The organism is Streptomyces sp. NPDC059256, from assembly GCF_042753785.1.
Taxonomy (GTDB): Bacteria; Actinomycetota; Actinomycetes; order Streptomycetales; family Streptomycetaceae; genus Streptomyces.
In genome coordinates this window covers 254,562-277,157 of sequence record NZ_JBHYZO010000001.1, presented here as the reverse complement: position 1 = coordinate 277,157, position 22,596 = coordinate 254,562, and the positions used below count along the sequence as shown (strand labels likewise).

At 69.0% G+C, this 22,596-nt stretch carries 20 protein-coding genes, 1 pseudogene and 1 riboswitch; of the genes and pseudogenes, 14 read left to right on the top strand and 7 right to left on the bottom strand.

Features of this window, described 5'->3' with window-relative positions:
- Nucleotides 1–279 (top strand): annotated as a pseudogene (locus ACFXJL_RS01195) (hypothetical protein); the annotation flags it as partial.
- Nucleotides 280–418: 139 nt separating this feature from the next.
- Here the strand turns inward: ACFXJL_RS01195 and ACFXJL_RS01190 are convergent.
- The 5 genes from ACFXJL_RS01190 to gcvT all read right to left on the bottom strand — a co-directional run bounded on the left by ACFXJL_RS01190 (nt 419) and on the right by gcvT (nt 5,422).
- A complete protein-coding gene (locus ACFXJL_RS01190; RefSeq protein WP_384688228.1) occupies nt 419–586 on the bottom strand; it encodes a hypothetical protein in 168 nt (55 codons plus the stop codon).
- Between the two features lie 382 nt (nt 587–968).
- Entirely contained in the window at nt 969–2,336 is a 1,368-nt protein-coding gene (locus tag ACFXJL_RS01185) for an L-serine ammonia-lyase (RefSeq protein ID WP_358880477.1), read from the bottom strand.
- A gap of 131 nt (nt 2,337–2,467) precedes the next feature.
- Nucleotides 2,468–3,724, bottom strand: coding sequence for a serine hydroxymethyltransferase (glyA, locus tag ACFXJL_RS01180; protein ID WP_358880476.1), 1,257 nt, complete (start codon nt 3,722–3,724; stop codon nt 2,468–2,470).
- A gap of 74 nt (nt 3,725–3,798) precedes the next feature.
- On the bottom strand, nt 3,799–4,176 hold the full coding sequence (gene gcvH / locus ACFXJL_RS01175; protein ID WP_358880475.1) for a glycine cleavage system protein GcvH: 378 nt from the start codon (nt 4,174–4,176) through the stop codon (nt 3,799–3,801).
- A 121-nt stretch (nt 4,177–4,297) separates the two neighbouring features.
- A complete protein-coding gene (gcvT, locus tag ACFXJL_RS01170) occupies nt 4,298–5,422 on the bottom strand; it encodes a glycine cleavage system aminomethyltransferase GcvT (RefSeq protein ID WP_358880474.1) in 1,125 nt (374 codons plus the stop codon).
- A gap of 147 nt (nt 5,423–5,569) precedes the next feature.
- A riboswitch (glycine riboswitch) is annotated at nt 5,570–5,665 on the bottom strand.
- 222 nt (nt 5,666–5,887) lie between these two features.
- Between gcvT and ACFXJL_RS01165 the strand changes: the two genes are divergently transcribed.
- The 11 genes from ACFXJL_RS01165 to ACFXJL_RS01115 all read left to right on the top strand — a co-directional run bounded on the left by ACFXJL_RS01165 (nt 5,888) and on the right by ACFXJL_RS01115 (nt 19,075).
- A complete protein-coding gene (locus tag ACFXJL_RS01165) occupies nt 5,888–6,586 on the top strand; it encodes an AAA family ATPase (protein ID WP_384688223.1) in 699 nt (232 codons plus the stop codon).
- Nucleotides 6,587–6,927: 341 nt separating this feature from the next.
- Nucleotides 6,928–7,707, top strand: coding sequence for an enhanced serine sensitivity protein SseB (locus ACFXJL_RS01160; RefSeq protein WP_358880472.1), 780 nt, complete (start codon nt 6,928–6,930; stop codon nt 7,705–7,707).
- Nucleotides 7,708–7,823: 116 nt separating this feature from the next.
- Nucleotides 7,824–8,609 (top strand): enhanced serine sensitivity protein SseB C-terminal domain-containing protein, encoded by a 786-nt coding sequence (locus ACFXJL_RS01155; protein WP_384688220.1) that lies wholly within the window; start codon nt 7,824–7,826, stop codon nt 8,607–8,609.
- A gap of 797 nt (nt 8,610–9,406) precedes the next feature.
- Nucleotides 9,407–10,408, top strand: coding sequence for an ABC transporter permease (locus ACFXJL_RS01150; RefSeq protein ID WP_384637988.1), 1,002 nt, complete (start codon nt 9,407–9,409; stop codon nt 10,406–10,408).
- Nucleotides 10,409–10,622: 214 nt separating this feature from the next.
- Complete coding sequence (locus tag ACFXJL_RS01145; RefSeq protein ID WP_358880469.1) at nt 10,623–12,398, top strand: ABC transporter substrate-binding protein; 1,776 nt, start codon at nt 10,623–10,625, stop codon at nt 12,396–12,398.
- 259 nt (nt 12,399–12,657) lie between these two features.
- Nucleotides 12,658–13,656, top strand: coding sequence for an ABC transporter permease (locus ACFXJL_RS01140; protein ID WP_329023550.1), 999 nt, complete (start codon nt 12,658–12,660; stop codon nt 13,654–13,656).
- Complete coding sequence (locus ACFXJL_RS01135) at nt 13,653–14,768, top strand: ABC transporter ATP-binding protein (RefSeq protein ID WP_329023553.1); 1,116 nt, start codon at nt 13,653–13,655, stop codon at nt 14,766–14,768. Before ACFXJL_RS01140 ends, ACFXJL_RS01135 begins: the two co-directional genes overlap by 4 nt.
- Nucleotides 14,765–15,976 (top strand): ABC transporter ATP-binding protein, encoded by a 1,212-nt coding sequence (locus ACFXJL_RS01130; protein ID WP_384688216.1) that lies wholly within the window; start codon nt 14,765–14,767, stop codon nt 15,974–15,976. The genes ACFXJL_RS01135 and ACFXJL_RS01130 overlap by 4 nt, the downstream gene beginning before the upstream one ends.
- 17 nt (nt 15,977–15,993) lie before the next feature.
- On the top strand, nt 15,994–16,653 hold the full coding sequence (locus ACFXJL_RS01125; protein ID WP_329023556.1) for a trimeric intracellular cation channel family protein: 660 nt from the start codon (nt 15,994–15,996) through the stop codon (nt 16,651–16,653).
- Nucleotides 16,654–16,761: 108 nt separating this feature from the next.
- Entirely contained in the window at nt 16,762–17,607 is an 846-nt protein-coding gene (locus ACFXJL_RS01120) for a thioesterase family protein (RefSeq protein WP_384688212.1), read from the top strand.
- 304 nt (nt 17,608–17,911) lie between these two features.
- Entirely contained in the window at nt 17,912–19,075 is a 1,164-nt protein-coding gene (locus ACFXJL_RS01115) for a cysteine desulfurase family protein (RefSeq protein ID WP_358880466.1), read from the top strand.
- A 48-nt stretch (nt 19,076–19,123) separates the two neighbouring features.
- Here the strand turns inward: ACFXJL_RS01115 and ACFXJL_RS01110 are convergent, their stop codons facing one another.
- Nucleotides 19,124–19,819: an N-acetylmuramoyl-L-alanine amidase gene (locus ACFXJL_RS01110; protein WP_384688209.1), complete on the bottom strand. Its 696-nt coding sequence runs from the start codon at nt 19,817–19,819 to the stop codon at nt 19,124–19,126.
- Between the two features lie 60 nt (nt 19,820–19,879).
- Here ACFXJL_RS01110 and mnmA point away from each other — a divergent pair, with 60 nt between their 5' ends.
- A complete protein-coding gene (gene mnmA, locus ACFXJL_RS01105) occupies nt 19,880–21,004 on the top strand; it encodes a tRNA 2-thiouridine(34) synthase MnmA (protein ID WP_384688206.1) in 1,125 nt (374 codons plus the stop codon).
- Nucleotides 21,005–21,081: 77 nt separating this feature from the next.
- Here mnmA and ACFXJL_RS01100 read toward each other — a convergent pair whose 3' ends face one another.
- Nucleotides 21,082–21,879: an alpha/beta fold hydrolase gene (locus ACFXJL_RS01100; RefSeq protein ID WP_384688203.1), complete on the bottom strand. Its 798-nt coding sequence runs from the start codon at nt 21,877–21,879 to the stop codon at nt 21,082–21,084.
- 153 nt (nt 21,880–22,032) lie between these two features.
- Between ACFXJL_RS01100 and ACFXJL_RS01095 the strand changes: the two genes are divergently transcribed.
- Nucleotides 22,033–22,572, top strand: coding sequence for a TIGR00730 family Rossman fold protein (locus ACFXJL_RS01095; protein WP_384688200.1), 540 nt, complete (start codon nt 22,033–22,035; stop codon nt 22,570–22,572).
- Nucleotides 22,573–22,596 lie beyond the last annotated feature (24 nt).

The following is a 22,596-nucleotide window of genomic DNA, read 5'->3' as shown; positions in this document are numbered from 1 at the left end:
GCGACGGGTTGGTCGTTGGTGGATCCGATTCCGGTGGGGTTGGCTGATGCGGCCACGACGACGGCGGGTTGCGCGATCATCGGTACGACGTTGACGTGTACGGGCGGACAGCTCGCCGATGGTGCCGACTTCGACATCGTCCTCACCGGCAGGGCGGCCGGGAACGCGACGACCACCATCGCCCACACGGCAACGGTCGACGGCGACGATGTGGACCCCCACCCGGAGAACGACGAGGACTCGACCACGACGACGGTGGTTCGAAGCGGGCCCAGTTGACCTTGGAGTCGCACGCTCCGACCAGCGTGACGGAGCTGGTGACCAGGCGGATTTCCTCGGCCGCAGCTAGCCCGGTGACTTCAAGGGGAACGTCGTACGAGTTCGGCCGACCCCTCGCAGTCCGGGACGAGCGTCCCGCTCATGCCATGCCCGCCGAGCCGTCCGCATCCCCGCGGAGGATCGCCCGCTTGGACTCGACCGCCGCCAGGTCCACCGGGCCGTGTTCGGCTTCGGCGTCCTCGATGAGTTCGCGCAGCAGGTCCCGCTCAAGCTGACGCTGGATGAGAGCTTCGACGTAGGCGGACATGCCTCGCCTGCCGGTACGTGCCTTGAGGGCGGCGATCGTGCCTTCGTGGAGGGAGACGGAGACCGGACGGGGCCTTCGCCGGGCGCGGAGGGGGTAACCATGAATCTACTTTTACAAAACTCTTGTTACTTCGTGGCGATCGTCGTCCGTCCCCGGCGCAGATATCGCCTGCAGAACTGTTCGAACGATGCCAGAGGGAGGGGCTGACGTCGGTCAGATGCGATGAATCCCAGGTCAGAAGCCGATCCGCGAAGATTTCCCAGGGGCATTTCAGGGACTCTCACGTCTGCCCCGGTGCCGATCCAGGGACTTTCTGCCATGCAAACAGGGAAGACCCCGACAGCGCCGAAAGATATAAAAGCACTGGTCAGCGCCTATGCCGTCAGCACTCGATGATGTTCACCGCGAGCCCGCCCCGCGCCGTCTCCTTGTACTTCACCGACATGTCCGCGCCCGTCTCCTTCATGGTCTTGATGACCTTGTCCAGGGAGACCTTGTGGCTGCCGTCACCGCGCATCGCCATCCGGGCCGCCGTGACCGCCTTCACCGCGGCCATGCCGTTCCGTTCGATGCAGGGGATCTGCACCAGACCGCCGACCGGGTCGCAGGTCAGGCCGAGGTTGTGCTCCATGCCGATCTCCGCCGCGTTCTCCACCTGCTCCGGGGTGCCGCCCAGCACTTCCGCCAGGGCTCCCGCCGCCATGGAGCACGCCGAGCCGACCTCGCCCTGGCAGCCGACCTCGGCGCCGGAGATGGAGGCGTTCTCCTTGAACAGCATGCCGATCGCGCCGGCCGAGAGCATAAAGCGGACCACGCCCTCTTCGTCCGCGCCGGGGACGAAGTTCATGTAGTAGTGCAGCACAGCGGGGATGATGCCCGCCGCGCCGTTCGTGGGGGCGGTGACCACTCGGCCGCCTGCGGCGTTCTCCTCGTTCACGGCCATCGCGTAGAGGGTGATCCACTCCATCGCCCGGGCGAGCGGCTCGCCCTCGGCCCGCAGCTGCCGGGCCGAGTTCGCCGCGCGACGGCGGACGCGCAGTCCACCGGGCAGGATGCCTTCGCGGGACATGCCACGGGAGACGCACGCCTGCATGACGCGCCAGATCTCCAGCAGTCCTTCGCGGATCTCCTCCTCGGTGCGCCACGCCTTCTCGTTCTCCAGCATCAGCGCGGAGATGGAGAGGCCCGTCTCCTGGGTGAGCCGCAGCAACTCGTCGCCGGTACGGAAGGGGTACTTCAGTACGGTGTCGTCGAGGACGATCCGGTCTTCGCCCACGGCGTCCTCGTCGACGACGAATCCGCCGCCGACCGAGTAGTACGTCTTCTCCAGTACGGTCGCGCCCTCGGCGTCGTACGCGAAGACCGTCATTCCGTTCGCGTGGTACGGCAGGGTCTTGCGCCGGTGGAGTATCAGGTCGCGGTCGAAGTCGAAGGGGATCTCGTGGGTGCCGAGGAGGTCGAGCCGGCCGGCGGCCTTGATCTTCTCCACCTGTTCGTCGGCGTTCTCCACGTCGACCGTGCGCGGTGAGCTGCCGGTCAGTCCGAGGAGTACGGCCTTGGGGGTGCCGTGGCCGTGTCCGGTTGCTCCCAGCGAGCCGTAGAGCTCGGCGCGCACGGCCGTCGTCCGGTCGAGGAGTCCTTCGTTCTTCAGTCGCCTCGCGAACATGCGGGCCGCGCGCATCGGGCCGACCGTATGGGAGCTGGAGGGGCCGATGCCGATCGAGAACAGGTCGAAGACCGAGATGGCCACGTTGGACTCCTAGTGCGACTGGTAGACGCCGTTGTCTGCCGGGGTGGTGCAGATCACGCGGTGGAACGGATGGGGGCACCGCGCTCACCGTCCAGTGTGCGTGGTGCCCCCGGAACTCCGGGCAGGGCTGTTTACAGCCCGGGGTACAGCGGGTGCTTCGCGGCGAGCTCGGACACCCGGGCCCGCAGGGACTCGGTGTCGTAGGTCGGCTTGAGCGCGGCGGCGATGATGTCCGCCACCTCGCGGAAGTCGTCCGTCTGGAAGCCGCGGGTGGCCAGCGCCGGGGTGCCGATCCGCAGACCCGAGGTCACCATCGGCGGCCGGGGGTCGTTCGGGATGGCGTTGCGGTTGACCGTGATCCCGACCTCGTGGAGGCGGTCCTCGGCCTGCTGGCCGTCCAGCTCGGAGTTGCGCAGGTCGACCAGGACCAGATGGACGTCGGTGCCGCCGGACAGCACGGAGACACCGTGCTCGGTGACGTCGTCCTGGACCAGCCGCTCGGCGAGGATGCGGGCACCGTCCAGGGTGCGCTGCTGACGCTCCTTGAACTCCTCGGAGGCCGCCACCTTGAACGAGACCGCCTTGGCGGCGATCACGTGCTCCAGCGGGCCGCCCTGCTGACCGGGGAAGACCGCGGAGTTGATCTTCTTGGCCAGGTCGGCGGTGGAGAGGATCACACCACCGCGGGGACCGCCGAGGGTCTTGTGCGTGGTGGTGGTCACGACATGGGCGTGCGGCACCGGGTTCGGGTGCAGACCGGCCGCGACCAGACCGGCGAAGTGCGCCATGTCGACCATCAGATACGCCCCGACCTCGTCCGCGATGCGGCGGAAGGCGGCGAAGTCCAGCTGGCGCGGGTACGCGGACCAGCCGGCGACGATCAGCTTCGGCTGGGACTCCTTGGCGAGCTTCTCGACCTCGGCCATGTCGACCCGGCCGGTGGCGTCCACGTGGTACGCGACCACGTTGTAGAGCTTGCCGGAGAAGTTGATCTTCATTCCGTGGGTCAGGTGCCCGCCGTGGGCGAGGTTCAGACCCATGATGGTGTCGCCGGGCTTGAGCAGCGCGAACATCGCCGCCGCATTCGCCTGGGCGCCCGAGTGGGGCTGCACATTGGCGTGCTCGGCGCCGAAGAGCTCCTTGATGCGGTCGATCGCGATCTGCTCGACGACGTCGACGTGCTCACAGCCGCCGTAGTAACGGCGACCGGGGTAGCCCTCGGCGTACTTGTTGGTGAGGACCGAGCCCTGGGCCTCCATCACCGCGACCGGAGCGAAGTTCTCCGAGGCGATCATTTCCAGGGTCGACTGCTGGCGGTGGAGCTCGGCGTCGACGGCTGCGGCGACGTCCGGGTCCAGCTCGTGGAGAGGGGTGTTGAGAAGCGACATCTCGAAGTCCCTGTCGGGGTCGTGGTCGGTGACTTGCGCGAGCCGGCCGACCGCTCGGGTCGGCCGGAGCCCCATCAGCTGCTGGAGAAGGCGGCGTACTCGTCGGCCGAGAGCAGTTCGTCCTGCTCCCCGCTGACGCGCACCTTGAAGAGCCAGCCGCCCTCGAAGGGGGCGGTGTTCACCAGCGAAGGATCGTCCACGACGTTCTGGTTGATCTCCGTGACCTCACCCGTGACCGGGGAGTACAGATCGCTGACCGACTTGGTCGACTCCAGTTCGCCGCAGGTCTCGCCGGCGGTGACCGTGGAGCCCACCTCCGGGAGCTGGGCGAAGACGACGTCGCCGAGCGCATTGGCCGCGAACTCGGTGATGCCGATCGTCGACACGCCGTCCTCGGCGGCCGACAGCCACTCGTGTTCCTTGCTGTAGCGCAGCTGCTGGGGGTTGCTCATGACGAGGATTCTCCTGTACGCGGAACGTGCTGGTGAACGGATGGCCACCTGCCGAGACGGCGGCGGACGTGCCGGGTGCCGAGTGGCTCCCGGGGGGTGTTGTCGACGCTACTTCCGTCGCTCACTTCTGGCGCTTGTAGAAGGGCAGCGCGACGACCTCGTACGGCTCGTGCGTACCGCGGATGTCGACGCCCACGCCCTTGGTGCCGGCAGCGGCATGGGCCGCGTCGACGTACGCCATGGCGATGGGCTTGCCCAGGGTGGGGGAGGGGGCTCCGGAGGTCACCTCGCCGATCACGTGGCCGTCCGCGACCACGGGCATGCCGGCGCGCGGGACCCGGCGGCCCTCGGCGATCAGACCGACGAGCTTGCGCGGCGGGGCGCTCTCGGCGCGTTCGGCGGCTGCGGCCAGGGCCTCACGGCCGATGAAGCGCCCCTCGTTGGAGGTCTTCTCGAACTTCACCACCCGACCGAGACCGGCGTCGAAGGGGGTGAGCGCATCCGTCAGCTCATGCCCGTACAGCGGCATCCCCGCCTCCAGGCGCAGGGTGTCGCGGCAGGAGAGTCCGCACGGCACCAGGCCCGCGGCTTCCCCGGCCTCGGTCAGCGCCCGCCACAGGTCCTCGGCGTGCTCGGGCGCCACGAACAGCTCGAAACCGTCCTCGCCCGTGTAGCCGGTGCGTGCGATCAGGGCGGGATGTCCGGCGACCGTACCGGGCAGGCCCGCGTAGTACTTCAGACCGTCGAGGTCGGCGTCCGTGACCGACTTCAGGATGCCCGCGGACTCAGGTCCTTGGATGGCGAGCAGCGCGTACGCGTCCCGGTCGTCCCGTACGGAAGCGTCGAAGCCGGCGGCCCGCTCGGTGATCGCGTCCAGGACGACCTGGGCGTTCCCGGCGTTGGCGACCACCAGGTACTCGGTCTCCCCGAGCCGGTAGACGATCAGGTCGTCCAGGATGCCGCCGTCCTCGCGGCAGATCATGGTGTAGCGGGCGCGGCCGACGGCGACCGAGCCGATGTTCCCCACCAGCGCGTGGTCGAGCAGATCGGCGGCCCCGGGGCCCGTGATCGTGATCTCGCCCATGTGCGAGAGGTCGAAGAGACCGGCGCGGGTGCGGACGGCGTTGTGCTCGTCCCGCTCGCTCGCGTACCGCAGGGGCATGTCCCAGCCCGCGAAGTCGGTCATGGTCGCGCCCAGCGAACGATGCAGTGCATCGAGGGCGGTACGACGGGGGGTATTGCTCATGGACGGGGCTCCCAGGGCATGGCCGATGAGGACGGTCCTCCCCATCTGTCATCGGAACCTGAGAGGTTCGTCACGACCACGCACTCAGGTGGTCATGACTTGCACCTTGGGTGGAGCCGCCGGAGCGGCCCGCTTTTCAGATCTGCCTCATCACACGCGGTACGGGGCCTGAGAGATTCAAGGGAGGAACTTGCTCCTTCGGCGCCCGGCACATGGTGCCCGGGACTCTCCCGCGTGGATTCGAACGGCCGGTATGGAGTTGGCGGGCACATCATTACACGCATCTCGGCCCGGTGGGGGGCGGGGAGCTCGTGGATCTTCCGTGGTCGAGGCGCCTTCTTCGGCCATCGTCCGATCCCCGACCGTGTCTTGGGGCGCGGCTCAGCGGCAAATAACTTGCCTCCCATTACCATTTCTTTACGCTTCATGGGCAAGTGTGTGGTGACTGACATGGGGGAGGGTGTAATGACGTTGCAGCACTCCAGTGCCTACGCCACTACGGCGGGGGTGCCCGTCCGACCACAGGTGCCCCCTCGACCACAGGCGTCCGCCCGACCACGCCTGGGGGCGACCGCGCCGGTGCTGCGAGATCTGCGGGACCGCGCCGGGCGCAGTCCCCGTAGCCTGCTTTTCGCCGCGGGGGACGTGGTCGTCGTCTCCGGACTTCCCGGCAGCGGAAAGTCGACCCTGATCCGTCGGGCGGCCAGCGGCAGCCGCATCGATTCGCAGGACGCCCGGGACCGTTGGGCGCTGCGGATGCCGCGCTTCCTGCCCTACGCGGTCTACCGCCCCTTCGTCCGCTACTCGCACTACGCGGGGCTCAGGCGCGCCCTGCGCTCGGGGGAGAGCGTGGTGGTGCACGACTGCGGTACACAGGCGTGGGTGCGGCGCTGGTTGGCCAGGGAGGCGCGCCGGCGCGGCAGCAACCTCCATCTGGTCCTGCTCGACGTGCCCCCGCAGGTGGCCCGGCAGGGGCAGATGGAGCGTGGCCGGGGAGTCTCCGGCTATGCGTTCGCCCGGCATCGGCGCGCCACCTCCCGGTTGATCGCCGACGCCGAGTCCGGGAAGCTCCCGAGCGGTTGCACCTCGGCGGTCCTGCTCGACCGTTCGGCGGCTGCGGGCCTGGCCAGCGTGCGGTTCACCGCGACGGAGGCGGCCGGCTAGGCGGTGTCTCCCCCGCGGCATGCACGTCTCCCGCGTCACCTGCGTCACTCACGTTCCCGGGGGCGTCGAGCGCGGCTGCGGGGCGACCGCGTTCGGTGGCCAGGGCCAGGCGGCTGTGGCGTCGTTCGGTCGCCAGGTCCAGGCGGCTGTGGCGTCGTTCCGTGGACCACGGCTGGGACCGGGCGCGTTCGACCCCAGCGCCGGAGCCGGTGTGAGACCGGTCGCCTTCCTCGCTTCCTGTCCGGCTTCTTCCCTGACGGGGACAGCGCACCGCCCGCTCGGCATTAGGGTCTGAGGGCAAGCCGTGGGATGACCGGCCGAGCCGGGGAGAGAGCCGCCAGATGAGCATTCCAGAGCACGTACACCCGCACTCCTACGCCAGCGGCTGGCCGGCGAACGAGTTGGAAGAGGCACTCGCCGCCTCCCTGGACACCCCCGGCGCGGGCGCCAGGCTGGTCGAGGTGCTCGGCCGTAGTTCCCTGTGGGTCCCCCTTCCGAACGGCGGCTCACCGGACAGCCGCGACCTCGACCTCCCCACGATGGAGTTGGACGGCGCAGCGTTCGTGCCCGTCTTCAGCTCCGAGGAGCAGTTCCTCAACTGCGTCGGCAGCCATATGTCCTTCACCGTCGCCCCCGCCCGGGACTTCGCCCGCGGGCTCGCCCCCCAGCTGGGCATCGCCGTCAACCCCGGGGGCACGGTGGGCGCGCCCTTCCCGCCGCCCGCCGTCGCCGAACTCTGCCGCACCGGCCGAACTCACCTCGACGGGCCGGCCGCGGGCGGCCGGGTGCGACTGTTCGAACCGGACTGGCAGGAGGATCCGGTCGACTTCCTGGCCGCGGCAGCCGCCGAGTTCCAAGCGCTGGGCGACGTCCTCTCCGCACGACGGGCGCTCGCCTCCGTCGAGGGCGACCCGCCCTCGCTGTTCATCGGTGTCCAACTCGCGGTCCCGGGAGTGCTCGAAGCCACCGACAGCGCCCCGCTGGACGCGCTGGGTCGGGCGCTGGGCCGGGTCCAGGTCGGCTGGCCGGTCAACCTCGTACTCCTGGACGCGACGCAGGACCCCGTCGTCGACTGGATGCTGACCAAGGTGCGTCCGTTCTACCGACGGGACGACTACTAGCCGCCGCGGTCAAGTCAGTGTCGGCGGGGCAGATTAAGCTGGACGTCTGGCCCCGCCTCCCGCCGATGCGGAGGCCGTGCCGGATCGTCAGTCGAAGATGAGGGGCGGGGACCAGGGTGAGCGCGTCAGGCACCGCGGCGGCCGGACACGTCGAGCACATGCTGCGCCAGGTGATCCCCGGACGCTTCGATGCGTATGAGGGACTGCTGAAGGCACTGGCCGACCCCGGACAGGGGCGGGTCTGGATGTTGCTCTGGCAGGGCACCCCCGGCTCCCACGACGCGCAGTACGGCTCCATGGAGATCGACGGCGTCGGCTACGCCCCCTGCGTCACCTCGGCCCAGGAACTGGCCGCCTCCGGATGGAACCGCTCCCACGAGGTCGTCGGCGGGATCGACATCGCCCGCGCCCTCTACCCGGGGCGCGCGGGAATCTGGCTCAACCCCCATGCCCCCGGCGGGGGCGTCGGCATCCCCTGGCCGGACCTTCGGCGGATCGCCACCGGTCTCGACCGGATGCCCGCAGGCCCGTTGCGGCTCTCCGACCCCGCGGTCGAGATTCCGCACTTCTACGCCCTGCTCTCCCAGAACGCCCACCGGACGGCGCCCATCCGCTCGTTGCGCCGGGTGTGGGTGCAACCCGCGCTGGGCGCTCCCTACCTCGCCATCGGTCTCGATCTGTACGACACCAGCAGGCAGTCGGTGGACGCGGTGCGGGCGATGATGCAGCAGTCGATCGCGGCGGTGCCCGACGGCCTACCGGTGTCGACGGTCGCCATGTCCGACGAGTACAACCCGGTGACGATGTGGCTGCGGGCCAATGCCCGGCCCTTCTACGACCGCGACGCCCATGGCGCGGGGCCGGCGCCCGTCGGTTACGGCTATCCGCCGCAGGCTCGCTGAGCCGTCTGCCGGAACCCGTACGAGCGTGCGCAGGGCGCCGTTTTTGTCCCGGATTCCGTCCTGGACTTCTCCCCGAATGAAGCGTGTTGGCCGGTCCATGCCTCTCGGCAGCGCATTGGCCTGATCTCTTTCCGCGGGCTGTCCCGGGCTGTCTGACGTCCGACGGTCTCGGTGTCAGGGGAGCTCGTGATGCGCTTCTCGCCACCCCATACATCCAGCCAATCCCGATGAGCCACGACCGCAACGCCGTGTGCCAGGTGGCCGGGACTGGTCGATGTATGTGACCTTCGCGGGAGCTTAACCGCAGGTCCATGACACCTTCACAGATCGTCGCTTCCGCAAACCTTTCCTGCCCTGATGGCGTGATTTTCTCGGCATAAGGGGAATCAAAGCCAATCTCTCTCTTCCTAGTGTGCTGTTCGAACCTGCCCTGAAAGCGCTCTCTCGGGTGTTCCCTTCCGCTCCATCCCAATGACTCCACTCCGTCCACATGGCGGGATCTCTACCAACTATGTGCGTAATCATGGGATTTGATGGACCGCTCAGTCGGTGCCGACGTCCGGATAACGGGTTACGCCAGCGCATCACGTTTGAGCAAACATTCCCCGGGAGGGCTGGCGGCTGATCGCGCGACCATTGAAGACTCCCGCTCCAAGGGCAAATTCGCCCTCGCGTACGGAGCGCCGCATCCGCACTTTCCGTACCCCGGCTCCACCACGCACCAGATGTTGTGAACGAAGCCGCTAGCGCGGCGGGTACGGGCCGGTCAGCGCCGGTCGAGAGGGGTCCCCACCACGATGACGGCACCACTGCACGGCACCAGTGCGCAAGCGGAGGAAACCCCGCCCGCCGATGTCACGGCTGTCGCCGCTCCCCGGGTCCAGGGCCGGTCCCTGGGTCAGATCGCCTGGACCCGTCTGAAGCGCGATCGGCTCGCCCTGGCAGGCGGCATCGTTGTCATCCTCCTGGTGCTCACCGCGGTCTTCGCACCGCTGATCGTGAGCCTGTTCGGGCATCCGCCGAACGAGTTCCACCAGGACAAGATCAACCCGCTGTTCGGCACCCCGCACGGCGCGTTCGGCGGCATCAGCTCCGAACACCTGCTGGGAGTCGAACCCAACAACGGTCGCGACGTCTTCAGCCGCGTCGTCTACGGCGCCCGGATCTCCCTGCTCGTGGCGTTCCTCTCCGCCGTGGTCGCCGTGCTCCTCGGTACCGTGCTGGGCATCGTCGCGGGGTACTTCGGAGGCTGGGCGGACTCGCTCATCAGCCGGGTGATGGACATGCTGCTCGCATTCCCGCAGCTCCTGTTCATCATCTGTCTGGTCTCGGTGCTTCCCAACAACCTGCTCGGGATGACCGGAAGCACCGTCCGCATCGCGATCCTGGTCGCGGTCATCGGCTTCTTCGGATGGCCCTACATCGGTCGCATCGTCCGCGGCCAGACGCTCTCGCTGCGGGAGAAGGAGTACGTCGAGGCCGCCCGCAGCCTGGGCGCCGGCCGGCGCTATGTGCTCTTCAAGGAGTTGCTGCCGAACCTGGTGGCTCCGATCACCGTCTACACGACGCTGATGATCCCGACCAACATCCTCACCGAGGCCGCGCTGAGCTACCTCGGCGCCGGTGTGCGCCCGCCGACCGCGTCCTGGGGGCAGATGCTCTCCAAGGCGGTGGACACCTACGAGTCCAATCCGACGTTCATGATCGTCCCCGGGATGGCGATCTTCATCACCGTGCTCGCCTTCAACCTCTTCGGGGACGGCGTACGGGACGCGCTCGACCCCAAGGGATCCCGCTGACCCCACGCCCCACGGGTCCGGCACCCTCGGCCCCGGCTCCCCGCGCGGGGAGGCGTCGAAGGACGCACCCCCCCGCACCCCGCAGCCTTCGGCCCGGCCCGGGCCGCGGACAACTGAGCGGACAACTGAACTGCCCCTGCCACAGCGGTCAGGCGGCTCCCCACGGTTCCCCGGCAGACGGCGGGGGCCGCGCTACCTCGGAGGTTGCAGGACTATGACACCCCTACGTTCGTCGCGGACCCAGCGCATCGCCGGAGCGGCGCTGGTGGTGGCCGCCCTCACGGCCACCGCGGCCTGCGGCGGAGGCGGCTCCAAGGACGGTGAGGGCGACGGCAAGGCGGCCGGCTACAACGCCGGTGCCAAGGGCATCGCCAATCCGTCCACCAAGCAGGGCGGCACGCTGAAGTTCATCGGCAAGCAGGACTTCGACTCCACCGATCCACAGCGCCAGTACTACGGAATGGCCTGGGACTTCTCCCGGTTCTACGCTCGTCAGTTGATCTCCTACGCGCCCAAGCCCGGCCAGGCGAGCGCCGAACTGGTGCCGGACCTGGCCCAGGCCAAGGGCGAGATCTCCAACGACGGCAAGACGTACACGTACCGGCTGCGCGAGGGCATCGCCTGGGAGGACGGTACGCCGATCACCTCCAAGGACATCAAGTACGGCATCCAGCGCACCTGGGCGACCGACGTCATCACCGGCGGGCCCAGCTATCTGCGGCAGGTGCTCGACCCCAAGGGCGAGTACAAGGGTCCCTACAAGGACACCACCCCGGACAAGCTGGGGCTGAAGGCGATCCAGACGCCGGACGACAAGACGATCGTCTTCAACCTGGCCGCACCCAACGGTGACTTCGAGCAGATGCTCGCCATGCCGTCCGGCTCCCCGGTGAAGAAGGAGAAGGACACGGCGGGCAAGTACCAGTTGAAGCCGTTCTCCTCGGGCCCGTACAAGTTCGAGTCGTACACCCCCAAGAAGGGGGCGGTGCTCGTCCGCAACGACAAGTGGCAGCGTGCCTCCGACCAGATCAGGGCCGCACTTCCCGACAAGATCACGGTCACGATCAACTCCAACATCGAGGCGATCGACGAGCTGCTGATCAAGGGCGAGTACGACCTCGACCTGAACGCCACCGGCATGGGCCAGGCGGGCCGCACCAAGGCGCTCACCAAGCACAAGGCCAACCTCGACAACATCGAGACCAGCTTCATCCGCTACGTCGACATCGCCACCAAGGTGGCCCCCTTCAACAACGTCGAGTGCCGCAAGGCCGTCATCTACGCCGCCGACTACCAGTCGATGCAGACGGTGCGCGGTGGCCCTGACGCGGGCGGCGAGATCGCCACCAACATGCTGCCGAAGTCCATCAAGGGCTCGGACGACTACGACCCGTACGGCATCCTGGCCCGCAAGGGCAAGCCCGACACGGCCAAGGCCAAGGCGGCGCTGAAGGCGTGCGGCAAGCCGAACGGCTTCTCCACCACCATCAGCGCCCGCAGCAACAACCCGGGCGAGGTGCAGACCGCCGAGGCGCTCCAGCAGTCCCTCCGCGCCGTCGGCATCAAGACCGAGGTGGAGTCCATCGACGGCGCCGAGTCCTCCAGCATCACCGGCTCGCCCGCCGTGGTGAAGCAGCGCGGACTGGGTCTGGTCATGACGGGCTGGGGCCCGGACTTCCCGACCGGGCAGGGCTTCTCCCAGCCGTTGGTCGACGGCCGGTTCATCGCCCCGAACGGCAACTACAACGTCTCCGAGACCAATGACCCGAAGATCAACAAGTTCTTCGACGACGCGCTGAAGGAGACCGACCCCGGCAAGGCGGCCACCATCTACCAGCAGATGAACCACGCGGTGGCGGACCTCGCCGTCCAGATGCCCTTCATCTACGAGAAGAACTTCACCTGGCGCAGCTCGCGACTGACGAACGCCTACTCGTCGGCCGCGTACAACGGTCGCTACGACTACGTCTCGCTGGGCGTCGTCAAGTAGCAGCCCGCATCCCTCGTGCGGATCCGGGGCGTCAGTGAGCCCGTGCGATCCGTACGAGGGGTCAATCGCCGGCAGCCGCCGGCCCATCGGTGCGGACGGGCCGTCCAACTCCTCCCGTCCGCACCGGCAACCCCGCGAGAGCGTCACACCCCACCATCGCCCAACCCGCCAAGCCCGAAGGGCAGGTGATGGCCTCGGGTGGCGATCTGGAGGACCGGAGCCTGCTCCGGCGCCCCGGGTCGTCGCCGGGCCGCGCACAGTGCTTGCTTACGTCATCCGGCGCTTGTTCGCCGTCGCCATGATGCTGATGGTCGTCACCCTGACGACCTTCGTCATCTTCTTCGTACTCCCGAAGTGGGCGGGTTCCGATCCGGCGTACCTCTTCGCCGGGAAGCAGACGGACCCCGCCGCCATCGAGGGCATCCGACAGAAGCTCGGGCTGTCCGATCCGGTGCTCGTACAGTTCTGGAACTTCCTCCAGGGCCTGGTCGCCGGGCGCGAGTACACCAACGGCTCGGACGTCACCAAGTGCCCGGCGCCCTGCTTCGGATACTCCTTCCGCACCGAGCAGGAGGTCTGGCCGCAGTTGACCGAGGCCATCCCGGTCACTCTGTCGCTCGCCGCCGGGGCCTGTGTCCTGTGGGTGGTCGGAGGAGTGGCGGCGGGCGTCGTCTCGGCGCTGCGCCGCGGCACCCTGTGGGACCGGGCGGCCATGACCGTCGCCCTGGCCGGTGTCTCCCTGCCGATCTACTTCACCGGACTGATCTCGCTCGCGATCTTCAGCTACCAACTCGACTGGATCAGCGGTGAGTACGCTCCGGTCGAAGAGGATCCGGCCCAGTGGTTCCAGACCCTGATCCTGCCGTGGATCACCCTCGCCCTGCTGTACGCGGCCATGTACGCGAGGCTGACCCGCGCCACCATGCTGGAGATCCTGGGCGAGGACTACATCCGCACCGCCCGCGCCAAGGGCCTGACCGAGCGGGTCGTCATCGGTCGGCACGCGATGCGCTCCACGTGGACTCCCGTGCTCACGCTCCTGGGGCTGGACCTCGGGGCACTGCTGGGCGGGGCGGTGCTCACCGAGTCCACCTACAGCCTGCCCGGGCTAGGGCGTCTCGCCATCGACTCCATCGAGGGCAAGGACCTTCCGCTGATCCTCGGCGTCACCCTCTTCGCGGCCCTGTTCATCTGTGTCGCGAACCTCGTGGTGGACCTGTTGTACGCCATCGTCGACCCACGAGTGAGGATCGGATGAACAGCGCCCGCACCACAGGGCCCGCCTCTTTCGGCAAGGCCCCCGGCGAGGTCGCGGCGGCGGGCTCGCCCGCACCGACGGCCTTCCTCGAAGTGCGCGATCTGCGCGTGCACTTCCCCACGGACGACGGGCTGGTGAAGTCCGTCGACGGCCTCAGCTTCCGGCTGGAGAAGGGCAAGACGCTCGGCATCGTCGGTGAGTCCGGCTCCGGGAAGTCCGTGACCTCGCTCGGCATCATGGGCCTGCACACCGCCGGTCAGTACGGCCGTCGCAAGGCGCAGATCTCCGGCGAGGTCTGGTTGGACGGCAAGGAACTGCTCGGCGCCGACCCGGACGAGGTCCGCAGGCTCCGCGGCCGGGACATGGCGATGATCTTCCAGGACCCGCTGTCCGCGCTGCACCCCTACTTCACGATCGGTCGCCAGATCGTGGAGGCGTACCGGGTGCACCACGACACCGACAAGAAGACCGCCCGCAAGCGCGCGATCGAACTCCTCGACCGGGTCGGCATCCCCCAGCCCGATCAGCGGGTGGACAGCTATCCGCACGAGTTCTCCGGGGGGATGCGCCAGCGCGCGATGATCGCGATGGCGCTGGTCAACAACCCCGAACTGCTGATCGCCGATGAGCCGACGACCGCGCTCGACGTGACCGTGCAGGCCCAGATCCTCGATCTGATCCGCGACCTCCAGCGGGAGTTCGGTTCCGCGGTCATCGTCATCACCCACGATCTGGGGGTGGTCGCGGAACTCGCGGACGACATCCTGGTCATGTACGGCGGGCGCTGTGTGGAGCGCGGACCTGCGGAACAGGTCTTCTACGAGCCCCAACACCCCTATACCTGGGGGCTGCTGGGTTCCATGCCACGCATCGACCGTGACCACGCCGAGCGGCTCGTACCCGTGAAGGGGTCCCCGCCCAGCCTGATCAACCTTCCGCAAGGCTGTGCCTTCCATCCGCGGTGCCCCTACGCGGACCTGCCGAAGGACCAGGTGACGCGCACCGTACGCCCCGAACTCCAGCAGGTGTCCGACGGGCACTTCTCCGCCTGTCATCTGCCGCAGGAACAGCGGACCCGGATCTGGACCGAAGAGATTGCGCCCCGGCTGTGAGCGACGACGTGAAGATTCCCCAGCAGCAGAGCGCTTCCGATGCGCTGTTGAGCGTGGACGGGCTGGTCAAGCACTTCCCCATTCGGGAGGGGCTGCTCAGGCGGCAGACCGCGGCCGTGCAGGCGGTCGACGGACTGACCTTCGACGTACGGCCGGGAGAGACCCTGGGAGTGGTGGGGGAGTCGGGCTGTGGCAAGTCGACCATGGGCCGGCTGATCACCCGTCTGCTGGAACCGACCGCCGGAAGGATCACCTTCCAGGGGCACGACATTACCCACCTGGGAGTGGGAGCGATGCGCCCCCTGCGGCGCGATGTGCAGATGATCTTCCAGGATCCGTACTCCTCGCTCAATCCCCGGCACACGATCGGCACGATCGTCTCCGCGCCCTTCAAACTCCAGGGCATCACCCCGGACGGCGGGATCAAGAAGGAGGTGCAGCGGCTGCTGGAGCTCGTGGGTCTCAACCCGGAGCACTACAACCGCTATCCGCACGAGTTCTCCGGCGGTCAGCGCCAGCGCATCGGCATCGCACGGGCACTGGCGCTCAAGCCCAAGCTGGTGGTGGCGGACGAACCGGTCTCCGCGCTCGATGTCTCCATCCAGGCGCAGGTGGTCAATCTGCTCGACGACCTCCAGGACGAGCTGGGGCTCACCTATGTGATCATCGCCCATGACCTCTCGGTGATCCGCCATGTGTCCGACCGGATCGCGGTCATGTACCTCGGAAAGATCGTGGAGCTGGCGGACCGCACCTCGCTCTACGAGACGCCCCTGCACCCGTACACCAAGGCGCTGCTGTCGGCGGTTCCCGTGCCCGACCCCAGGCGCCGGGGGACCAAGAGCGAACGCATCCTGCTCAAGGGGGACGTACCGTCTCCCATCTCGCCACCGCAGGGTTGCCGCTTTCACACCCGGTGCTGGAAGGCGACCGATGTGTGCGTCCGGACCGAGCCGCCGTTGGTGGCGCTTCGACCGGGGCAGTCGGTGGCGTGCCACCATCCGGAGAACGCGCCGGACCGGGTGCCGGACGAAGAGGTGCTGGAGTCGGCGCGGAAGGCGGTCGACGTGGTCTCGCTCGCGCCTGCCGGCTCCGATTCCGCCGGGACGCAGACCGACGTTCCGTCCGAGCGTGAGCAGCCATCGGATCCCGGGCGCGCTCCACGCGGGAGTACCCGGAAGCCGTCGGGAGGCGCCGCCGCGGAGTAGACCGGCACAATCGTCCGGTGCTCCATGAACTCTTCTCCCCTTCCGTCCAGCATGCGCTCGACCTCGCCGGAATCTTCGTCTTCGCGATCTCCGGCGCACTCCTCGCGGTACGCAAGAACTTCGACGTCTTCGGCATCGCCGTGCTCGCCGAGGTGACCGCGCTGGGCGGAGGGCTGTTTCGCGACCTGATGATCGGGGCGGTGCCTCCGGCCGCCTTCACCGACCTCGGTTACTTCCTGATGCCGCTGGTCGCGACGGCGTTGGTGTTCTTCCTCCACCCCGAGGTCGAGAGCATCCAACTGGGGGTCAACGTCTTCGACGCGGCGGGCCTGGGACTGTTCTGCGTCACCGGCACGATCAAGGCGTACGAGTACGGTCTGGGGCTGACCTCGTCCGCGGTGCTCGGGCTCGCCACGGCCGTGGGCGGCGGAGTGCTCCGGGATGTGCTGGCCAACGAGGTCCCGTCCCTGCTGCGCTGGGACCGTGACCTCTATGCCGTTCCGGCCATCGTCGGGGCCACGATGGTGGTGCTCTGCATTCGCTGGGAGGTGCTGAACACGCTCACGACCGTGCTCGCCGTGGTGACGGCCTTCTCGCTGCGGCTGCTGGCCCTGCGCTTCCACTGGCGTGCCCCGCGGGCCTGGAACCGGCGCTCGTCCGCGGCGGAGGAGGTCTGAGCCCGGGCGTCGCACCCGCCGCGGGCCCCGCGGTCAAGTGCCGTGAGATCCCGCTCAGGACCCAAGGGAAAGCTACCGCTTAGTAGTTCATTGTTGTACGGTGCCGTCATGGCACAGGCAGTACAGGCATCCATCGGCGACAGCGAGTTCGACCGGGACACCGCCGTCACCCTTCGCGCCCCCGGCGTCTACGACGCCTTCCTCTCGCCCGGCTGGACGATCATCCGCGCCATCAACGGCGGCTATCTGCTGGCCCTGCTCGGCCGGGCACTGGGCGACGCGCTGGACCACCCCGACCCCTTCAGCGTCTCGGCCCACTATCTGAGCGCTTCCCGACCCGGTCCCGCCACCATCCGCACCGAGACCCTGCGGACCGGCCGGACGCTCTCCACCGGCCAGGCGTCCCTGATCCAGCGGGACGAGGACGGCACCGAGGTCGAACGCATCAGGGTGCTGGCGACCTACGGCGACCTGGACGGACTCTCCGACGAGGTGCGGACGTCCGCCACCGCGCCGGCCATGCCCGCCTACGAACACTGTCTGGGCGCATCCGACGGGCCGGTGCCGGCCATCTCCGGCAGCTCGGAGATCCTGGAGCGCCTCGACATCCGGCTCGACCCGGCAACCGTGGGCTGGGCCGTCGGCGCACCCTCGGGCAAGGGGGAGATGCGCGGTTGGTTCGCGCTCGCGGACGGTCGTGACGCCGACCCGCTGTCGCTGCTGCTGACCGTGGACGCCCTGCCGCCCACCGCCTTCGAACTCGGGCTCAAGGGATGGACGCCCACGGTGGAACTCACCACCCACGTCCGGGCCCGCCCGGCACCCGGCCCGCTGCGGGTGGCGATCACCACGCGCAACCTCGCCGGCGGCTTCCTGGAGGAGGACGCGGAGGTCTGGGACAGCCAGGACCGCCTCGTCGCCCAGTCACGGCAGCTGGCCAAGACCTCCCGCTGAGCTCAGACCCACCAGACCCACCAGAGCCACAGATCCCCAGACCCACAGATCCCCAGATCCCACCGCCTCGGGTCGTCCCTCGCCCGGACACCGACATCCAGTGGGCATGCGCCGGAATCCGGTCGCCCCGGACGCCGGATTCCGGTTCGGCACGCGCCGGGAGGGACGCTCCGGCGCGAGGGTCGTCCACCACTTCGCGGGCCGGTCACCGGGGTCATCGCCCGCGTCCGGCGAGTCCCGTGCGGCTTGAACACGTATGCGCCGCATCAGGGCTCCACCCCGGCCTCGTAGAATCGTGGCCACCATGGCATACCTCGATCACGCTGCGACGACTCCGATGCTGCCGGAGGCCATCGACGCGATGACCGCGCAGCTCACCGTCACCGGCAATGCCTCTGCACTGCACGGAGCGGGCCGCCGTGCCCGCCGTACGGTCGAAGAGGCCCGGGAGACGCTCGCCGAGGCACTCGGCGCCCGACCCAGTGAGGTGGTGTTCACCTCGGGCGGTACGGAAGCGGACAATCTCGCGGTCAAGGGCCTGTACTGGCAGCGCCGGGACGCCGACCCCGCCCGGACCAGAGTCCTCGCCAGCCCGGTCGAACACCACGCGGTGCTGGACGCGGTCGAGTGGCTCGGTGAGCACGAGGGGGCGAGCGTCGAGTACCTCCCCGTCGACGCCTACGGGCGGGTGCACCCCGATGCCCTGCGCGAAGCCATCGGACGCGACCCCGAATCCGTCGCCCTCGCCACCGTGATGTGGGCGAACAACGAGATCGGCACCATCATGCCGATCAAGGAGCTCGCGGCCGTGGCCGCCGAGTTCGGCGTCCCCCTGCACTCCGACGCCGTCCAGGCGTTCGGGCAGACCGAGGTCGACTTCGCCGCCTCGGGCCTCGCCGCGATGACGGTCTCCGCACACAAGATCGGCGGCCCCTACGGCATCGGTGCGCTGTTGCTCGGCCGGGAGTACACGCCGGTCCCCGTGCTCCACGGCGGCGGGCAGGAGCGCCATGTGCGGTCCGGGACGCTGGACGCCCCGGCGATCGCCTCCTTCGCCGTCGCGGGCCGGCTCGCCGCCGAACGCCACAAGGAGTTCGCCCGTGAGGTCGGCGCCCTGCGCGACGATCTGGTGCACGCCGTACGGACGGCGGTCCCGGACGCGATCCTCGGCGGCGATCCGGACGACCGGCTCCCGGCCAACGCCCACTTCACGTTCCCCGGCTGCGAGGGCGACTCCCTGCTGCTCCTGCTCGACGCCCAGGGCATCGAGTGTTCGACGGGGTCGGCGTGTACGGCGGGTGTGGCACAGCCGAGCCATGTGCTGCTCGCCACGGGCACCGATCCGGACCTCGCCCGGGGCACCCTGCGCTTCAGCCTCGGGCACACCTCCACCCGGGCCGATGTGGACGCGGTCGCCCGGGCGATCGGACCCGCCGTGGAACGGGCCCGTACGGCAGGTCTCAGCTGAAGCTCACGCTCGTGCGGCCGGGGTCGCCGCCGTTCTCGACGGCGACCGTCACACGGCCTTGCCGTCGGCCTTCGGAGCCGTCCGGGCGCGCTTGACCAGGTCGATGTACCGGTCCCAGTCCCAGTGCGGCCCGGGGTCCGTGTGGTCCGTGCCCGGCACCTCCACATGGCCGATGATGTGCTCGCGGTCCACCGGTAGGTCGTAGCGCGCGCAGATGCCGGCCGTCAGCTTCGCCGAACTGCGGTACATCGCGTCCGTGAAGTCCTGCGGACGGTCCACGAAGCCCTCGTGCTCGATGCCTATGCTCCGCTCGTTGAAATCCCGGTTGCCGGCGTGGAAGGCCACGTCGAGCTCCCGGATCATCTGGGCGACATGACCGTCCTTGCGCACGACGTAGTGCGTGGCCGCGCCGTGGCCCGGGTTCTTGAAGACCTTCAGAGCGGTGGGGTAGCTCCCCTGGACGACATGGATGATCACACGGTCGATGCGGTAGTCGTCGGGGCGGTCCGCCAGCCGCCAGTTCGCCCGGGACGCCGCCGTCCACTCCGCCCCGGGGTGGTCCAGCTCACCCTCCTTGCGCGGTTTGGTCATCCCCGGCACCTGCCACCACAGCCGCCTCAGCTCGTCCTGCGCCAGCCATCCGCCGCCGCCCAGCGCCGCGGCCACACCACCGATGAGCATGCCCCGCCTGCCGATCCTCGGCCGGGCCGCCTTGCGTCTACCACGTTGTGCATCGCTCCCCATGAGCTGTTCAACGTATATCCGCGACTCCCCGGTTCCCGGGGCCCGTACCCTGGTAGGGCTATGACTCAGACATCCCAGCGCCCCCTTCGTGTCCTCGCCGCCATGTCGGGCGGAGTGGACTCCGCCGTTGCCGCCGCCCGCGCCGCCGAGGCCGGACACGATGTGACGGGAGTGCACCTGGCCCTCTCCGCGAACCCGCAGTCCTTCCGTACGGGTGCGCGCGGCTGTTGCACCATCGAGGACTCACGCGACGCCCGCCGCGCCGCGGACATCATCGGCATCCCCTTCTATGTGTGGGACCTCGCCGAGCGCTTCCGTGAGGACGTGGTCGAGGACTTCATCGCCGAGTACGAGGCCGGCCGCACCCCGAACCCCTGTCTGCGCTGCAACGAGAAGATCAAGTTCGCGGCGCTGCTGGACAAGGCGCTCGCCCTCGGCTTCGACGCTGTCTGCACCGGCCACTACGCGACGGTCGTGCTGGCGGCGGACGGCAGCCGCGAACTGCACCGGGCCAGCGATATGGCCAAGGACCAGTCGTACGTCCTCGGTGTGCTCGACGAGCGCCAGCTCGCCCATGCGATGTTCCCGCTGGGGGACACCCTCACCACCAAGGGTGAGATCCGGGCGGAGGCGGAGCGGCGCGGTCTCGCGGTCGCCAAGAAGCCGGACAGCCATGACATCTGCTTTATCGCCGACGGTGATACGCAGGGCTTCCTCGCGGGACGCCTCGGCACGGCAGAGGGCGACATCCTCGATGAGTCCGGCGCCAAGCTCGGCACCCATGACGGCGCCTTCGGCTTCACGATCGGCCAGCGCAAGGGCCTGCGGATCGGGCACCCCGCGCCTGACGGCAAGCCGCGCTATGTCCTGGACATCTCCCCGGTCAACAACACCGTGACGGTCGGGCCCGTCGAGGCGCTCGACGTCACCGAGCTCACGGCCATCAGGCCGCGCTGGTGCGGAACGGCTCCCACCGGACCGGGCACGTACACCGCGCAGCTGCGCGCCCACGGCGGCGAGACCGAGGTGACGGCCTCGCTCGACGGCGATGAGCTGACGGTCCACTTCACCGAACCGGTGCGGGGCGTCGCTCCCGGCCAGGCGATCGTGCTGTACGACGGCACCCGCGTGGTGGGCTCGGCGACGATCTCCGCGACCCGTAAGGCGTCGGTCTCGCTGGCCTGAGCCCTGGTACCAGCGGCACGGGCAGCCCAGGGCGGCGGCGGACGGCCCGCCGCCGTGGGAGGGGAAACGCCGGTCGCTCAGGTCGTGAAGAAGTCCTCCAGCACCGGGGCCAGTACATGCGGGGCCACCTCGTGGGTCTGGCCGGTCAGCGTGCGGTGTCTGCCCCGGGGCAGGGCCCGGGAGACCAGGGCGGCTGCCTCCCGCATCCAGGGCGGGCTGGCGCCGCCGTCCACCACCATCACCGGGATGCCGACGCCCTTCAGCAGGGCCGTCGGTACCGTGCCGTTCCCCATCACCGCGTGGTCGTGGGGCAGGGTGTGGGCGACCGCTTCCAAGGCGGACCACAGGGGTGCCCGACGCATGTTCGCGATGGTCTCGGACGGCATGCCCGCCTCGGTGAGGAAGACGGCGAGGGCCTCTCCCCGCTCGCCCCTCGCCAGCAGTTCGTCCAGGAGCGCCACATAGGGGGCCGGTTTCTGGTCCACACGGGCGGCCGGGCTGTAGGGCGGTTCGTACACCGAGAGCTGGGTGATGGGCAGCCCGGCCGCGGCGGCTCGCAAGGCCAGTCCACCGCCGGACGACGTGCCGTGGACACAGACATCGGTGCCCGACTCCTCGATCACCGCGGCGAGGTCCTCGACCTCGCGTTCCACGGTGTACCGCCCACCGGCGCCGCTCGCGCCCCTGCCGCGGCGGTCGTAGGTGACGACGGTGAAGTGCGGAGCGAGGAGTTCGGCGAGCGGGGCGTCCGTCGCTCCCGTGCACAGGGCGCCGCCGACCAGGATCAGGGGCGGGCCCTCGCCGCGCTGCTCGTAGGCGATCGGGGTGCCGTCCCGGGAGTGGACCTTGCCCAGCGTCGGGCTCGTCTTCTTCATAAGAGGGCTGACCGTCGGCCGTGGGACAACTCATCGCTCGTGTGCGAGATTTTCTGCGGCACATTCCATTGAAATATGAAAAGTTTACGCATCACCTACGTGGGGGGAGTTGAAGCCCTCCAGCACCTTCGTCGCGCCCCCTACGGTGGTCCCATGGACATCTGCGTATTCCTCTCCGCCGCCGACCTCGACGAGCGCTACACGCGCCCGGCCCGCGAGTTCGCCGAACTCCTCGGCAAAGGCGGCCACACCCTGGTCTGGGGCGGCTCCGAGACGGGGCTGATGAAGGTCGTCGCCGACGGGGTGCGGGAGACGGGCGGACGCCTGGTCGGGATCTCGGTCGAGTTCCTGCACACCCTGGCCCGCGCCGACGTCGACGAGATGGTGATCGCCAAGGACCTCGCCGAACGCAAGGCGCTGCTCCTCGCCAAGGCCGACGCCGTCGTGATCATGGTGGGAGGCACCGGGACGCTCGACGAGGCCACCGAGATCCTGGAACTGAAGAAGCACGGCCACCACACCAAACCGGTCGTCCTGCTCAACACCGCCGGCTTCTACGACGGGCTCAAGGCCCAGTTCCGGCGGATGGACGCCGAGGGCTTCCTCACGCTGCCCCTCACCGATCTCGTCTTCTTCGCCGAGGACGGCGTGTCCGCCCTCGCCTATCTGGAGGAATCGGCCGGCGTGCAGTAGCCCGCGAGGAGGGTGCGAGCATGT